Origin of the sequence: Siccirubricoccus soli, from assembly GCF_024178315.1 — a bacterium.
Lineage (GTDB): Bacteria > Pseudomonadota > Alphaproteobacteria > Acetobacterales > Acetobacteraceae > Siccirubricoccus > Siccirubricoccus soli.
The window spans coordinates 1-14,594 of record NZ_JAMZIK010000219.1; the positions used below are offsets into that span (position 1 = coordinate 1).

The 14,594-nt window shown below is 73.3% G+C and carries 12 protein-coding genes; all 12 read left to right on the forward strand.

The window, feature by feature from the left end:
- The first annotated feature begins 179 nt into the window (after positions 1-179).
- Entirely contained in the window at positions 180-1,619 is a 1,440-nt protein-coding gene (locus NJ376_RS26645; protein WP_252956396.1) for a UDP-N-acetylmuramoyl-L-alanyl-D-glutamate--2,6-diaminopimelate ligase, read from the forward strand.
- The gene (locus tag NJ376_RS26650; protein WP_252956397.1) at positions 1,616-2,992 is read left to right on the forward strand and encodes a UDP-N-acetylmuramoyl-tripeptide--D-alanyl-D-alanine ligase; all 1,377 of its coding nucleotides are present in this window, start codon (positions 1,616-1,618) and stop codon (positions 2,990-2,992) included. The genes NJ376_RS26645 and NJ376_RS26650 overlap by 4 nt, the downstream gene beginning before the upstream one ends.
- A complete protein-coding gene (mraY, locus tag NJ376_RS26655) occupies positions 2,989-4,077 on the forward strand; it encodes a phospho-N-acetylmuramoyl-pentapeptide-transferase (protein ID WP_252956398.1) in 1,089 nt (362 codons plus the stop codon). The genes NJ376_RS26650 and mraY overlap by 4 nt, the downstream gene beginning before the upstream one ends.
- Positions 4,074-5,438, forward strand: coding sequence for a UDP-N-acetylmuramoyl-L-alanine--D-glutamate ligase (murD, locus tag NJ376_RS26660; RefSeq protein ID WP_252956399.1), 1,365 nt, complete (start codon positions 4,074-4,076; stop codon positions 5,436-5,438). Before mraY ends, murD begins: the two co-directional genes overlap by 4 nt.
- On the forward strand, positions 5,438-6,616 hold the full coding sequence (locus NJ376_RS26665) for an FtsW/RodA/SpoVE family cell cycle protein (RefSeq protein ID WP_252956400.1): 1,179 nt from the start codon (positions 5,438-5,440) through the stop codon (positions 6,614-6,616). Before murD ends, NJ376_RS26665 begins: the two co-directional genes overlap by 1 nt.
- A 28-nt stretch (positions 6,617-6,644) precedes the next feature.
- A complete protein-coding gene (murG, locus tag NJ376_RS26670) occupies positions 6,645-7,775 on the forward strand; it encodes an undecaprenyldiphospho-muramoylpentapeptide beta-N-acetylglucosaminyltransferase (protein ID WP_252956401.1) in 1,131 nt (376 codons plus the stop codon).
- Positions 7,776-9,221: a UDP-N-acetylmuramate--L-alanine ligase gene (murC, locus tag NJ376_RS26675; protein ID WP_252956402.1), complete on the forward strand. Its 1,446-nt coding sequence runs from the start codon at positions 7,776-7,778 to the stop codon at positions 9,219-9,221. It abuts the gene before it with no gap.
- Positions 9,218-10,156, forward strand: a complete 939-nt coding sequence (murB, locus tag NJ376_RS26680; protein ID WP_252956403.1) for a UDP-N-acetylmuramate dehydrogenase — start codon at positions 9,218-9,220, stop codon at positions 10,154-10,156. Before murC ends, murB begins: the two co-directional genes overlap by 4 nt.
- Positions 10,153-11,076: a D-alanine--D-alanine ligase gene (locus tag NJ376_RS26685; protein ID WP_252956404.1), complete on the forward strand. Its 924-nt coding sequence runs from the start codon at positions 10,153-10,155 to the stop codon at positions 11,074-11,076. Before murB ends, NJ376_RS26685 begins: the two co-directional genes overlap by 4 nt.
- A complete protein-coding gene (locus NJ376_RS26690; RefSeq protein ID WP_252956405.1) occupies positions 11,066-11,983 on the forward strand; it encodes a cell division protein FtsQ/DivIB in 918 nt (305 codons plus the stop codon). Before NJ376_RS26685 ends, NJ376_RS26690 begins: the two co-directional genes overlap by 11 nt.
- Positions 11,980-13,278: a cell division protein FtsA gene (gene ftsA, locus NJ376_RS26695; protein ID WP_252956406.1), complete on the forward strand. Its 1,299-nt coding sequence runs from the start codon at positions 11,980-11,982 to the stop codon at positions 13,276-13,278. Before NJ376_RS26690 ends, ftsA begins: the two co-directional genes overlap by 4 nt.
- A gap of 221 nt (positions 13,279-13,499) precedes the next feature.
- The coding region (gene ftsZ, locus NJ376_RS26700; protein WP_252956407.1) for a cell division protein FtsZ at positions 13,500-14,594 on the forward strand (1,095 nt) is incomplete at its 3' end.

A 14,594-nucleotide genomic window follows, 5' to 3' on the forward strand; every position in this document is an offset into this window, starting at 1 on the left:
GGCGCCGCGCGGCGGCAATGCCCCGGCGGCGCTGCCGCCCGGCCCGGTCATCCAGCCCCCCGGCCCGGCCGGCGGCCACCAGCCGCCGCTGCGCCGGACGGAGGCACCGGCCGCCCGGCCGGATCTTCGCCTCGTTGCCATGCCTCCGCTGGAGGCCGGCCTTGCGGCTCAATGAGCTTATGCCCCGTATCGGGCTGGAGACGCCGCCGGGCGAGGCGCCGCCGCTCGCGGGGCTGACGGCGGACAGCAGGGCGGTGCGGCCGGGCTTCCTCTTCGCCGCCCTGCCGGGGGCGAAGGCGGATGGCCGCGCCTACATCGCCGAGGCGGTGGCGCGCGGCGCCGCCGCCGTGCTGGCGCCCGCAGGCACGGCCTGGCCGCAGGGCGTCCCGGCCCGGCCGTTCATCACCGATGCCGATCCGCGCCGGGTGCTGGCCCTGCTGGCCGCCGCCTTCCATGGCGCGCAGCCGGATTGGGTCGTCGCGGTGACGGGCACCAACGGCAAGACCAGCACGGTGGATTTCCTCCGTCAGCTCTGGGCGCTGGCCGGAGAGAGGGCGGCCTCGCTCGGCACGCTCGGGCTGGTGGCGGAAGGCTTCCCGCCCGGCCCTTCCCTCACCACGCCGGATCCCGTCTCGCTGCATGCCACCTTGGCCGCCCTGGCCCGGGCCGGGATCAGCCGGGCGGCAATGGAGGCCTCCTCCCACGGCATCGAGCAGCGGCGGCTGGACGGGGTGAAGCTGGCCGCAGCGGGCTTCACCAACCTGACGCGCGACCATCTGGACTATCACGGCACGCTCGCCGCTTACCGGGAGGCCAAGCTGCGGCTCTTTGCCACCCTGCTGCCGCCCGGCGCGCCGGCCGTGGCGAATGCGGACATGGAGGCCGAAACGCTGTCCGCCCTCCGCGCCGCCCGGCCGGACCTGCTGACGGTGGGCGAGGCGGGGGAGGCGATCCGCCTGCTGGCGCATCGCCCGCTGCCTGCCGGCCAGGCGCTGGAACTCGACCTCTTCGGGCGCCGCGAATCGGTGGAGCTGGCCCTGCCCGGACGCTTCCAGGCGGACAACGTCCTGCTCGCCGCGGCGCTGGCCGTCGCCACCGGGCTGGAGGCCGCGCGGCTGCCCTTCCTGCTGCCCCGCCTCGCCGGGGTGCGCGGCCGGATGGAGCTTGCCGCGCGCCTGCCGAACGGCGCTGCCGCCTATGTCGATTACGCCCATACGCCGGATGCCCTCGCCCGGCTGCTGGCCGCGCTCCGCCCGCATGTGGCGCCGGGCGGGAAGCTGCATGTGGTGTTCGGCGCCGGCGGCGACCGCGACCCGGGCAAGCGCCCGCTGATGGGCGCCGCCTGCGCCGCGGCCGCCGACATCTGCTGGGTGACCGACGACAACCCCCGCTCCGAGGATCCGGCGGCCATCCGCGCCGCGGTGCTGGCCGGCTGCCCCGGCGGCATCGATGCCGGGGAGCGGCGCGGCGCCATCGCCCGGGCGCTCGGCGCCCTCGGCCCCGGGGATGTGCTGGCCGTGGCCGGCAAGGGGCATGAGAGCGGCCAGACCATCGCCGGCGTGACCACGCCCTTCGACGACGCGGCGGTGCTGCGCGACCTGGCCGGAGGCGGCGCATGAGCCTCTGGACCGCCGCCGAGCTCCGCGCCGCGACGGGCGGCCGCCTGACCGCCGAGGTGGCAGTGACGGGCATCTCCATCGACACCCGCACCCTCGCCCCCGGCGACCTCTTCATCGCCCTGCGCGATGCGCGGGACGGGCATGATTTCGTCGCGCAGGCCCTGGCGCGCGGGGCGGCGGCGGCCATGGTAGACCACGCCCCCCCTGGCCTTGGCCCGGAGGCACCGCTGCTTTTCGTGATGGAAACGCTCCAGGGCCTCACCGCCCTGGGGGCGGCCGGGCGCGCCCGCTGCGCGGGCCGCGTCGCCGCCGTCACCGGCAGCGTCGGCAAGACCGGCACCAAGGAGATGCTGCGGCATCTGCTGGGCGCGCTGGGTCCCACCCATGCCGCCCAGGCCTCCTACAACAACCATTGGGGCGTGCCGCTCACCCTGGCGCGCCTCCCCGCCGGGGCCCGCTTCGCCGTGATCGAGATCGGCATGAACAATCCGGGGGAGATCGCCCCCCTCACCCGGCTGGCCCGGCCGCATGTCGCCGCCATCACCAATGTCGCGGAGGCGCATATCGGCCATATGGGCGGCATGGCGGCGATCGCCGAGGAGAAGGGCAGCATTGCCCTGGGCCTCGAGCCCGGCGGCGTCGCCGTGCTGCCGCGCGACAATGCCTTCTTTCCCCGGCTTGCCGAGATCGCGCAGGCCGCCGGCGCCGCCCGCATCCTCTCCTTCGGCCGCGACGCATCGGCCGGGGTCCGGCTGCTGGAGGCCACGACCAGCGCCGCCGGCACCACCGCCCGCATCGCGGTGGAGGGGCGGGAGATCGCCATCGCCATGCCGGCCATCGGGCTGCAGCATGCGGAGAACGCCACCTGCGCCCTGGCCGTGGTGGCGGCGCTGGGCGAGGACCCCGCCCGGGCCGCCCCTGCCCTCTCGGCCTATGCCCCCGGCGCCGGCCGTGGCGCGGACCGGGTCGTTGCGCTTCCCGGCGGCGGCACCGCCCTGCTGGTGGATGACAGCTACAACGGCCAGCCCCCGGCCATGCGCGCCGCGCTGCGCAATCTCGGCCTCCGCCCCGCCACCCGCCGCATCGCCGTGCTCGGGGACATGCGGGAGCTGGGCGAGCATTCCGCCGCGCTGCATCGCGGCCTGGCCGAGGAGGCCGGCGCCGCCGACCTCGTCTTCGCCTGCGGGCCGGAGATGGCGCATCTGCTGGCCGCCCTGCCGGCGGCGAAGCGCGGCGCCCATGCGCCCGATTCCGCCAGCCTCGCCCCGCTGGTCAAATCCGCCCTCCAACCGGGAGATGTCGTTCTGGTCAAAGGTTCGCTCGGCAGCCGCATGGCGCTGGTGGTCCAGGCGCTGACGGGAGACGCGAAGTGATCTTCAACCTCTTCGCCCCCTTCGCCGAGGATTTCGCCCTCTTCAACCTGGTGCGCTACACCACCTTCCGGGCGGGCGCAGCCTGCCTGACGGCGCTGGTCTTCTCCCTCGCCCTCGGCCCTGCCGTGATCCGCTGGCTGCGCGGCTTCCAGCGCGGCGGCCAGCCGATCCGGGTGGATGGGCCGCAGAGCCACCTCATCACCAAGAAGGGCACGCCCACCATGGGCGGGCTGCTGATCCTGCTGGCCATGGTGCTGGCCACGCTGCTCTGGGCCGATCTGCGCAACGGCCTGGTCTGGGCGACGCTGCTGGTGACGGTGGGCTACGGGCTGCTGGGCTTCGCCGATGACTGGCTGAAGGTGACGAAGCGCAACACCAAGGGCGTCTCCGGCCGGATGAAGCTGCTGGCGCAGGGCGGCATCGGCCTGATCGGCGCCCTCTGGATCATGTGGGTGCAACCGGCCCCGATCGCCACGGCCCTCGCCCTGCCGGTCTTCAAGGGGGCGCTGATCCCGCTCGGCCTGTTTTTCCCGCTGGTCGGCATGCTGGTGATGATGGGCGCCTCCAACGCGGTGAACCTGACGGACGGGCTGGATGGCCTCGCCATCGTCCCGGCGATGATCGCGGCCGGGGTCTTCGCCCTCATCGCCTATCTCGTCGGCAACCGGGTGCTGGCGGATTACCTGCAGATCATCGCCGTGCCGGGGGCCAACGAGCTGGCGGTGTTCTGCGCCGCGCTGATCGGCGCGGGGCTCGGCTTCCTCTGGTTCAATGCCCCGCCCGCCGCGGTCTTCATGGGCGATACCGGCTCCCTCTCCCTCGGCGGGGCGCTCGGCGCCGTCGCGGTGGCGACGAAGCATGAGATCGTGCTGGCGATCGTCGGCGGCCTTTTCGTCGTCGAGACTGTCAGCGTCATCATCCAGGTCTTCTGGTACAAGCGCACCGGGCGGCGCGTCTTCCTGATGGCGCCGCTGCACCACCATTTCGAGAAGAAGGGCTGGGCAGAGGCCACCATCGTGATCCGCTTCTGGATCATTGCCATGGTGCTCGCCCTGGTCGGCCTCAGCACGCTGAAGATCCGATGAGCAAGTTTCGTCCCTTCGCCGGAGAGCGCATCGCCCTGGTCGGGCTCGGCAAGGCCGGGCTGCCCGCGGCGCGGCGGCTGCGCGACTGGGGGGCTGAGGTCACTGCCTGGGACGATGGCGAAGCGGCGCGGGCGGCGGCCGCGGCGGAGGGCCTGCCGCTCGCCAACCCGGCAGAGGGCGCTTTCCGCTGGGATGCGCTGCTGCTCTCCCCGGGCATTCCGCACCGCCTGCCGAAGCCGCACCCGGCGGCCGCGGCGGCGCGCGCGGCGGGCAAGCCCATCCTCTGCGACGTGGACTATCTGTTCCGCGCGGTGCGGGCCTCGGGCAGCGCCGCGCGCTTCGCCGGCATCACCGGCACCAATGGCAAATCCACCACCACCGCGCTGCTGCACCACCTGCTGGCGCGCGGCGGAATGCCGGCCCTGGCCGGGGGCAATCTCGGCCCCGCCGCCCTCTCCCTCGACCTGCTGGGGGATACGGGACTCTACGTGCTGGAAATGTCCTCCTACAGCCTGGAGCGACTCCACGGGACGCGCTTCAACATCGCCGCCATGCTGAACCTGACGCCCGACCATCTGGACCGCCATGGCGACATGACAGGCTATGCCGCGGCCAAGGCGCGCATCTTCGCCTGCCAGGAGGCCGGGGATGCGGCGGTGATCGGCATGGACGATCCCTGGGGCGCCGCCATGGCCACCCCGGCGCGGCGCATCCCCATCTCCGGCACCACGAAGCAGCCCGGCGGCGTCTGGGCGGAGGAGCTGGTGCTGCGCGACGATGCCGGCCCGATCCTCGACCTGCGCGAGGCACCCGCCCTGCCCGGCGCCCACAACGCCCAGAACGCCGCGGCGGCCAGCGCCATGGCGCTGTTCCTCGGCCTGCCCCGCGCCGCGCTGGCGGAGACCCTCCGCCTCTATCCTGGCCTGCCGCACCGGCAGGAGCGGGTCGGCACCCATCGCGGCGTGACCTTCGTCAACGACAGCAAGGCCACCAATGCCGACAGCACCGAGAAGGCGCTGGCGAGCTACGACCGCGTGGTCTGGATCGCCGGCGGCACGGCGAAGGAGGGCGGGATCGAAAGCCTCGTCCCCCTCTTCCCCCGCATCGCCGAGGCCTTCCTGATCGGCCGCGACGCGCCGCTCCTGGCGCAGACCCTCGCCGCCCATGGAGTGAAGCACAGCATCCCCGGCACGCTGGCCGAGGCGACACGCGCGGCCGCCGCCGCCGCCTTCGCCGGCGCCGCCCCCGTGGTGCTGCTCTCCCCGGCCTGCGCAAGCTGGGACCAGTTCACCGGCTACGACCAGCGCGGCGACGCCTTCCGCGCCCTGGTCGCCGCCCTCGGCCAGGAAAGGGCCGCCTGATGGTCAGCCGCGCCGACAATTCCGTCCTCGGCCGCTGGTGGTGGACGGTCGATCGCTGGACCCTCGCCGCCCTGCTGGCGCTGATCGGCTTCGGCTACGTCATGATGCTGGCGGCGAGCCCGGCGGTCGCCGAGCGCGTCATCGGCGAGGCCTCCCGCACCCTGCTCTTCCTGAAGCAGGTGGTTTTCCTCGGCCTGGCGGCGGCGCTGATGGTCTCCGTCTCCCTGCTCTCGCCGCGCGACATCAGGCGCCTCGCCCTGCTCGGCTGCCTCGGCGCGCTGGTGCTGACGGCGGCCACCCTCGTCATCGGCTTCGAGACCAAGGGGGCGCGGCGCTGGCTGGCCTTCCCGCTACTCGGCACCATGCAGCCCTCGGAATTCCTCAAGCCCTGCCTCGCCGTGGTCTCCGCCTGGTTCCTGGCGGAGGGGAATTGGGCGGCGGCGCAGCGCGCGGCGGAGCCGCAGCGGGGCCTCGGCCTGCTGCACGGCCGGGTGCTCTGGCCGCTCGCCGCGCTCGGCCTGCTCGGCGTCACCGCCGTCATCCTGAAGTCGCAGCCGGATTTCGGCATGCTGATGGTGGTGGTCTCGGTCTTCCTCGCCCAGGCCTTCGTCGCCGGGCTGAACCTCGTCTTCGTCGCCGTGCTGGGGGCGGGGGGCATCGGCCTCGCCATCGCCGCCTATTTCATCCTGCCGCATGTGCGCAGCCGGGTGGACCGCTTCCTCGACCCCTCCTCGGGCGACACCTTCCAGATCACCAAGGCGATGGAGGCCTTCGGCAATGGCGGGCTGTTCGGCCGCGGCCCCGGCGAGGGGCGGGTGAAGAACCTGCTGCCGGACGCCCATGCCGATTTCGTGTTCGCCGTGGCGGGAGAGGAGTTCGGCCTCGTCGTCTGCGCCGTCATCCTGCTGCTGTTTGCCTTCGTCGTGGTGCGCGGGCTGATCCGGCTGCTGGCGGAGGCCGACCTCTTCGTGGTGCTGGCCGCCACCGGGCTGCTGGCGCAGTTCGGGCTGCAGGCCTTCGTCAACATGGCTTCCACCCTGCACCTGATCCCGACCAAGGGGATGACCCTGCCCTTCGTCTCCTATGGCGGATCCTCGGTGCTGGCCATCGCCCTCGGCATGGGCATGCTGCTGGCGCTGACCAAGAAGCGCGGCAGCCGGGCGGAGGAGGCGCTGTGACCCGCCCCGCCCGGATCCGGGGGGCCGCATGATGCGCGGCCCCGCGGTGCGCCCCATCGTCATTGCGGCCGGCGGCACCGGCGGACACCTCTTCCCCGCCGAGGCGCTGGCGGCCGAGCTGGTGGCGCGCGGCGAGCGCATCGCACTGATGACCGATGCCCGCTCCACCGCCTTCGCCAGCCCGGCCTTCGCCAATGCGGAACGCTTCGTGCTGCAGGGCGAGGGGCTGTCCGGCCGCGGCGTGCTGCGCGCGGCGCGCGGCGCGGTGGCGCTGGCCGCCGGCACCTGGCAGGCGCGGCGCCTGCTGCGCCGGCTGGGCGCCGCGGCGGTGGTCGGCTTCGGCGGCTACCCCTCCGTCCCGCCCCTGCTCGCCGCCCTCGGCATGGTGGGGCGCCGACCGGTGACGGTGCTGCACGAGCAGAACGCCGTGCTCGGCCGCGCCAACCGGCTGCTCGGCCGCCGGGCGGATGCCCTCGCCCTCTCCTTTGCCGCCACCCGGCTCGTGCCGGCGGGCGCGCGGGTGACGGTAGTGGGCAACCCGGTCCGCCCCGCCCTCGCCGCGCTGGCCGGCAGCGCCTATCCGGTGCCGGAGGGGGCGATCCGCCTGCTCGTCCTCGGCGGCTCGCTCGGCGCCCGGGTCTTCGCCGATGTGGTGCCGCCCGCCATCGCCGCCCTGCCGGAGACGCTGCGCCAGCGCCTGGTGGTTGCCCAGCAATGCCGGCCGGAGGATCTCGGCCGGGTGCGGGAGGCCTACGCGGCGGCCGGCATCCCCGCCGACCTCTCCCCCTTCTTCCCCGATGTCGCCGGGCGCCTGGAGATGGCGCATCTGGTCATCGCCCGAGCCGGCGCCGGCACGGTGGCGGAGCTCGCCTGCGCCGGCCGCCCCGCCATCCTGGTGCCGCTGCCGCATGCGATCGACGACCACCAGCAGGCCAATGCCCGGCTGCTGGAGCAGGCCGGCGCCGCCACGGTGGTGCGCCAGGCGGATTTCACCGCTGAGCGGCTCGGCACCGAACTCGCCGTGCAGCTCGCCGACCCGCGCGCCCTGGCCCGCGCCGCCGCCTCCGCCGCCCGGCTCGCCCAGCCGGACGCGGCGCGCAGCCTTGCCGACCTCGTCCTTTCCCTGGTCCGCGCCCGGACCGAACAGGAAGCCCTCTGAATGCGTGCCCTGCCGCTCTCCATCGGCCCCATCCATTTCGTCGGCATCGGCGGCATCGGCATGTCCGGCATTGCCGAGGTGCTGCACAATCTCGGCTACCAGGTGCAGGGCAGCGACATCGCGGAGGGCTACAACGTCGCCCGGCTGCGGGAGGCCGGCATCCCCGTCGCCATCGGCCATGACGCGGCGAACCTGGCGGAGGCCCAGGTCGTCGTCGTCTCCACCGCCGTCCGCAAGGACAACCCCGAGGTCGCCGCCGCCCGCCAGCGGCTGATTCCCGTGGTGCGCCGGGCCGAGATGCTGGCCGAGCTGATGCGGCTGAAATGGTCCGTCGCGGTCGGCGGCACCCATGGCAAGACCACCACCACCAGCCTCGTCGCCTGCGTGCTGGAAGCGGCGAAGATCGACCCCACCGTCATCAATGGCGGCATCATCAACGCCTATGGCACCAATACCCGCCTCGGCGCGGGCGAATGGATGGTGGTGGAGGCGGATGAGAGCGACGGCTCCTTCCTCCGCCTCCCCTCCGTCGTCACCGTCGTGACGAACATGGACCCGGAGCACCTGGACCATTGGGGCACGGCGGAGGCGATGAAGGAGGGCTACGCCCAGTTCGTCAGCAACATCCCGTTCTACGGCTTCGCCGTGCTGTGCCTCGATCATCCCGAGGTCCAGGCGATGATCCCGAAGCTCGACCGCCGCATCGTCACCTATGGCTTCTCCCCCCAGGCCGATGTGCGGGCGGAGAAGCTGCTGACCGACCGCAAGGGCGCCACCTTCCACGTCACGGTGCAGGACCGCGCCACCGGCCGCGCCCGGACCATGATGCCCTTCCGCCTGCCGATGCTCGGCCAGCACAATGTCCAGAACGCCCTGGCCGCCATCGCCATCGGCGTGGAGATGGGGATCGACGAGGAGACCATCCGCAGCGCCCTGGCCGGCTTCAAGGGCGTGAAGCGCCGCTTCACCCGGGTGGGGGAGGCGAATGGCGTCACCATCATCGACGATTACGGCCACCACCCGGTGGAGATCGCCGCCGTGCTGAAGGCGGCGCGGCAGGCGGGCGCGCGGGACGTCATCGCCGTGGTGCAGCCGCACCGCTATTCCCGCCTCGCCACCCTCTTCGAGGATTTCTGCACCTGCATGAACGATGCGGGGACGGTCATCGTCGCGGATGTCTATGCCGCGGGCGAGGCGCCGATTGAAGGCATGGACAAGGATGCGCTGGTGGAAGGGCTCCGCGCCCGCGGTCATCGCAGCGTGGTGCCGCTGCCGGGGCCGGAGAGCCTCGCCGAGATGCTCAACGCCATCGCCAAGCCGGGCGACTACGTGGTCTGCCTCGGCGCCGGCAGCATCACCAGCTGGGCGCATGCCCTGCCGGAGCAGCTGCTCGCGCTGCAGCCGGCCGCCCGCACCGCCGCCGTGCTGCCCCTGAGGCGGCCATGAGCGCGCGCATGAAGCAGGGCGCCATCCCCGCGCTGCGCGGCCGGATCCAGGCCGGGGCGCCGCTCGCGCCCGTCACCTGGTTCCGCGTCGGCGGCCCGGCGGAATGGCTGGTGCGGCCGGCCGATGCCGAGGATCTGGTGACGCTGCTCGCCGGCCTGCCGGCGGAGACGCCGCTCACCGTGCTCGGTGCCGCCTCCAACCTCATCATCCGCGATGGCGGGCTGCCGGGCGTGGTGCTGCGCCTCGGCGGCGCCTTCGGTGCGGTGCAGGTGGAGCCGGACGGGATCGTCGCCGGTGCCGCCGCGCTGGATGCCGTCGTCGCGCAGCACGCCGCCCAGGCGGGGCTCGCCGGCCTCGAATTCCTCTCCGGCATCCCGGGCAGCATCGGCGGCGCCGTCGCCATGAATGCCGGCGCCTACGGCACCGAGGTGAAGGACGTGCTGGACTGGGCCGAGGTGGCGACCGCTGCCGGCGTGCAGCGCCTGCCGGCCGCGGCCTTCGCCTTCGCCTATCGCCACGCCGCCCTGCCGCCGCGCGGCGTGGTGGTGCGCGCCCGCTTCCGCGCCGCCCCTGGCGAGGCGGCCGCCATCGCCGCCCGCATGGCCGAGATCCGCGCCGCGCGGGAGGCGACCCAGCCGGTTCGCGCCCGCACCGGCGGCTCCACCTTCAAGAACCCGCCGGGCGCGAAGGCCTGGGAGCTGATCGATGCCGCCGGCTGCCGCGGCCTGGCGCTGGGCGGCGCCCAGGTCAGCGGGAAGCATTGCAACTTCCTCCTCAACACCGGCCAGGCCAGGGCGGCGGAGCTGGAAGCGCTGGGCGAGGAAGTCCGGGCGCGGGTGCTGGCCGCCAGCGGCGTCGCGCTGGAGTGGGAAATCAGGCGAATCGGCACCGCCGTTGACGCTGCCGCGCCGGTGGCGGATGGAGACAAGGCATGACGCGCGTCGCGGTCCTCTATGGCGGCATCTCTTCGGAGCGCGAGGTGAGCCTTGCCTCCGGCCAGCAATGCGTCGCCGCGCTGCGCGAGGCCGGCTTCGCCGTGACGCCCATCGAGGCGACGCGCGACCTCGGCAAGCTGGTGGCGGCGCTGGAGGCGGCGAAGCCCGATGCCGTCTTCAACGCCCTGCATGGCCGCTATGGCGAGGATGGCTGCATCCAGGGCGTGCTGGAATGGATGGGCCTGCCCTACACCCATTCCGGCCTGCGCGCCTCGTCGCTCGCCATGGACAAGATCGCGGCGAAGACCGCCTTCCGCGCCGCCGGACTGCCCGTGCTGCCGCACCGGCTGGTGACGGTGGAGGAACTCGCCGAGTCCGACCCGATGTCCCGCCCCTATGTGGTGAAGCCGGTGAGCGAGGGCTCCTCCGTCGGCGTCCACATCCTCCGCACCGGCGACAACCGCCGCACCGAGATCGCCCGCTCCTGGCGCTTCGGCGCGGAGGCGATGGTCGAGGAATACATCCCCGGCCGCGAGCTGACCGTGGGCGTGCTGGAGGACCGGGCGCTGGCCGTGACCGACATCCTGGCCGATGCCGGCGCCTTCTACGACTATTCCTCGAAATATGCGGAAGGCGGCTCCCGCCACGTCCTGCCGGCCGGCATCCACCCCAGGGCCTATCAGCAGGCGCTGGAGGTTGCCGTGGCGGCGCACAAGGCGCTGGGCTGCCGCGGCGCGACGCGGGCCGATTTCCGCTATGACGACACGGAGGGCGAGCCGGGCCGGCTGGTGCTACTGGAGCTGAACACCCAGCCCGGCCTGACGCCCACCTCCCTGCTGCCGGAACAGGCCGCCTTCACCGGCATGCCCTTCCCCGCGCTCTGCGCCTGGATGGTAGAGAATGCCCGCCATGGACCGTAGTCCCGCGCGCCTGCGGCGCGACGCCCGTGAGCCCGCCCGCCGGGCGCGGGGCGCGGTCACCAGCAAGCCGCCCGCCCGCCCCTCCCGCCTCCGCCTCTGGCTGCGCCGCCGCCGCGGCCTGGCGCGGCCGGCGGGGCTCGGCCTGCTCGGCGCCGGCGCGCTCCTCGCCACCGTCCTGGCGGTGATGGCGGCCGACCCCTATGGCCGCCTCGCCGCCCTCTGGGACAGCACCGCGGACATCGGCGCCAGCGCCGGGCTGAAGGTGCAGGAGGTGGTGCTGGAAGGCAGCCGCAACACGCCGCATGAGCTGGTGCGGGAGGCCCTCTCGGTCCGCCGCGGCGACCCGATCCTCGCCTTCGACCCGCAGGCGGCGCGGGAGCGGCTGGAGATGATCCCCTGGGTCCGCACCGCGCATGTGCAGCGCCTGCTGAACGGCACCATCCGGGTGAAGCTGGACGAGCGGAACCCCTTCGCGATCTGGCAGCAGGACCGGCACTTCTCCATCATCGACCGCGAGGGAAAGGTGGTGGAGAGCGCCAGCCTCGGCGCCTTCGGCCCCCTCCCCCTGGTGGTCGGCCCGCGCGCCAATGAGGGCGCGGCGGCGATGATCGACCTGCTGCGCACCCAGCGCGAGGTGAACGACCGGGTGGAGGCGCTGGTGCGCGTCGCCGGACGGCGATGGAACCTCGTGCTGCGCAACAAGGCGGAAGTGCTGCTGCCCGAGGGGCAGGAGGAGGCCGCCATCCTCCGGCTGGCGGAGCTGCAGGCGAAGCAGGCGCTGCTGGACCGCCCGCTGGTGGCGATCGACCTGCGTCTGCCGGACAAGCTGGTGCTGCGCCTGCCCCAGGCGGCGGCCCCCGCCGGCCCGGATCCGGCGCTGCAACGGGTAAGGAATGGCCGCGGATGAACCAGATCGCCCGCCTCCCCCCGGCCTTCGAGCCGCCGGTCCCCGCCCCGCCCAGGCGCCGCGGCGGCCGCAGCGGCGTCTTCGGGGTGATCGACCTCGGCAGCACCAAGATCGTCTGCCTCATCGCCCGGATCGAGGGCGACGGCGCGGCGCGGGTGCTGGGCTTCGGCTGGCAGCGGGCGCAGGGCATCAAGGGCGGCAGCATCGTCGATCTGGAAGTCGCCGAGCGCGCCATCCGCGCCGCGGTGGGCCAGGCGGAGGTGATGGCGGACACCCAGCTGCGCGGCGCCATCCTCAACCTCTCCTGCGGCCAGCCGGAAAGCCGGCACCAGCACATCCAGTGGCCCATCCATGGCCGCGCCGCGACCGAGGCCGATCTCCGCGCCATCCTGCAGGAAGGCCGCCGCCGCTGCGCGGAGGAGGGGCGGGAGACGGTGCATGGCTTCCCCCTCGGCTTCTCGGTGGATGCGACGCCGGGCGTGGAAGACCCGCGCGGCATGATCTGCGAGCAGCTCACCGCCCGGCTGCACATGGTGGATGCGGCGCAGGCCTCGCTGCGCAACCTCGGCGCCTGCCTCGCCCGCTGCGATCTGGAGGTGGAGGAGCTGGTCTCCGCCCCCTTCGCCGCCGGCCTCGCCACGCTGGTGGAGGACGAGAAGCAGCTCGGCGCCACGGTCATCGACATGGGCGGCGGCACCACCAGCATGGCGGTCTTCGCCGAGGGCCACCTGCTGCACACCGCCCAGCTCCCGATCGGCGGCTGGCACGTGACGAACGACCTGGCGCGGCTGCTCTCGACCCCGCTCGCCCATGCGGAGCGGCTGAAGACGCTGCATGGCGGCGTGCTCGGCGCGCCGGAGGATGAGCGGGAATGGCTGCCGGTGCCGATGGTGGGGGAGGCGGAGGACCAGATCGCGCGGGTGCCGCGCACCATGGTCGTCGGCATCATCCGCCCGCGGATCGAGGAGACCTTCGAGCTCATCAAGGACAAGCTGGAAGCCGCCGGGCTGGGCCAGGAGATGGGGCGCCGCGTGGTGCTGACCGGCGGCGCCAGCCAGCTTGTCGGCGTCCGCGAACTGGCGGCGCGGGTGCTCGACCGGCAGGTGCGGCTCGGCCGCCCGCATCCGGTGCGCGGCCTGCCGGAGACCGCCTCCGGCCCTGGCTTCGCTGCGCCGCTTGGCCTACTGGCTTGGGCTGCCGGCGAGGGCAGGCCCTTGCTTGATCTCGTGCCGGGGCCCGACCAAGCCCCGGGGCTGTTCCGCCGCCTGGTGAACTGGCTGCGGGACAGGGCGTAGCGCGAGGGGGATCGCGCGACGCCCTGGAGAGGACGCGTGCGGGCCGAAGGTGGGCACCACCGGAAGGCCCGGATCGCGGAGTGGGACGAAGGAGTGCGGCGGGGGGCGGAGACGCATCCCGCAGTTGTGAAGAAGCTGTGGATGACTCGCCTTTCCCGGTGGGGGCCGGGATACGCGAATCGAAACGGTCGGTTAGGCTTGGTTGACAGGGGGAATTCCGGATGACGCTCAACCTGACGCTGCCGGTGTCGCAGCACACCGATTTCAGCCCACGCATCACCGTCATCGGCGTCGGCGGCGGTGGCACCAACGCGGTCAACAACATGATCGCCATGGGCCTCGACGGGGTCGAGTTCGTGGTGGCGAACACCGATGCGCAGTCGCTGGTGCACAGCAAGGCGGAGCGCCGCGTGCAGCTCGGCCCGCACCTGACGCAGGGGCTTGGCGCCGGCGCGAAGCCGGAGATCGGCCGCGCCGCGGCCGAGGAAGCGACCGAGGAGCTGGCGAAGCATCTGGATGGCTGCCACATGGTGTTCGTGACCGCCGGCATGGGCGGCGGCACCGGTACCGGCGCGGCGCCCGTCATCGCCCGCATGGCGCGGGAGCGCGGCGTGCTCACCGTCGGCGTCGTCACCAAGCCCTTCGACTTCGAGGGCCCGAAGCGCCGCCGCGCCAGCGATGCCGGCCTGGAGGAGCTGCAGAGCTTCGTCGACACCCTGATCGTCATCCCGAACCAGAACCTCTTCCGCCTGGCCAATGAGCGCACGACCTTCCAGGAAGCGTTCAAGATGGCCGACAACGTCCTCTACATGGGCGTCAAGGGCGTGACCGACCTGATGGTCAATCCGGGCGTGGTGAATCTCGACTTCGCCGATATCCGCACCGTCATGGCGGAGATGGGCAAGGCGATGATGGGCACCGGTGAGGCCGAGGGCGAGGACCGCGCGGTGAAGGCCGCCGAGGCCGCCATCAGCAACCCGCTGCTGGAGGACACCTCCATGCGCGGCGCCAAGGGCGTGCTCATCAGCATCACCGGCGGCTACGACCTGACGCTGTTCGAGGTGGACGAGGCGGCCAACCGCATCCGCAAGGAAGTGGACGAGGACGCCAACATCATCTTCGGCTCCTCCATCGACGAGACGATGAACGGCCGCATCCGCGTCTCCGTCGTGGCGACGGGCATCGATGCGGTGCCGGACCAGGCGGCGGCGCCGGTCGGCCAGCCCACCGTCACCGCGGCGAAGCCGGAAGGGCTGACCCTGGTGCCGGGCGGCCGCCCCGCCCGCCCCGCGGCGGCAGCGGCGGCCCCGGCCGCG

Excerpts from the sequence above, each read along its gene's own strand:
- NJ376_RS26645 (WP_252956396.1), top strand. The coding sequence starts at position 180 with ATGCCCCGTATCGGGCTGGAGACGCCGCCGGGCGAGGCGCCGCCGCTC.
- NJ376_RS26650 (WP_252956397.1), top strand. The coding sequence starts at position 1,616 with ATGAGCCTCTGGACCGCCGCCGAGCTCCGCGCCGCGACGGGCGGCCGC.
- murD (WP_252956399.1), top strand. The coding sequence starts at position 4,074 with ATGAGCAAGTTTCGTCCCTTCGCCGGAGAGCGCATCGCCCTGGTCGGG.
- NJ376_RS26665 (WP_252956400.1), top strand. The coding sequence starts at position 5,438 with ATGGTCAGCCGCGCCGACAATTCCGTCCTCGGCCGCTGGTGGTGGACG.
- murG (WP_252956401.1), top strand. The coding sequence starts at position 6,645 with ATGATGCGCGGCCCCGCGGTGCGCCCCATCGTCATTGCGGCCGGCGGC.
- murC (WP_252956402.1), top strand. The coding sequence starts at position 7,776 with ATGCGTGCCCTGCCGCTCTCCATCGGCCCCATCCATTTCGTCGGCATC.
- murB (WP_252956403.1), top strand. The coding sequence starts at position 9,218 with ATGAGCGCGCGCATGAAGCAGGGCGCCATCCCCGCGCTGCGCGGCCGG.
- NJ376_RS26685 (WP_252956404.1), top strand. The coding sequence starts at position 10,153 with ATGACGCGCGTCGCGGTCCTCTATGGCGGCATCTCTTCGGAGCGCGAG.
- NJ376_RS26690 (WP_252956405.1), top strand. The coding sequence starts at position 11,066 with ATGGACCGTAGTCCCGCGCGCCTGCGGCGCGACGCCCGTGAGCCCGCC.
- ftsA (WP_252956406.1), top strand. The coding sequence starts at position 11,980 with ATGAACCAGATCGCCCGCCTCCCCCCGGCCTTCGAGCCGCCGGTCCCC.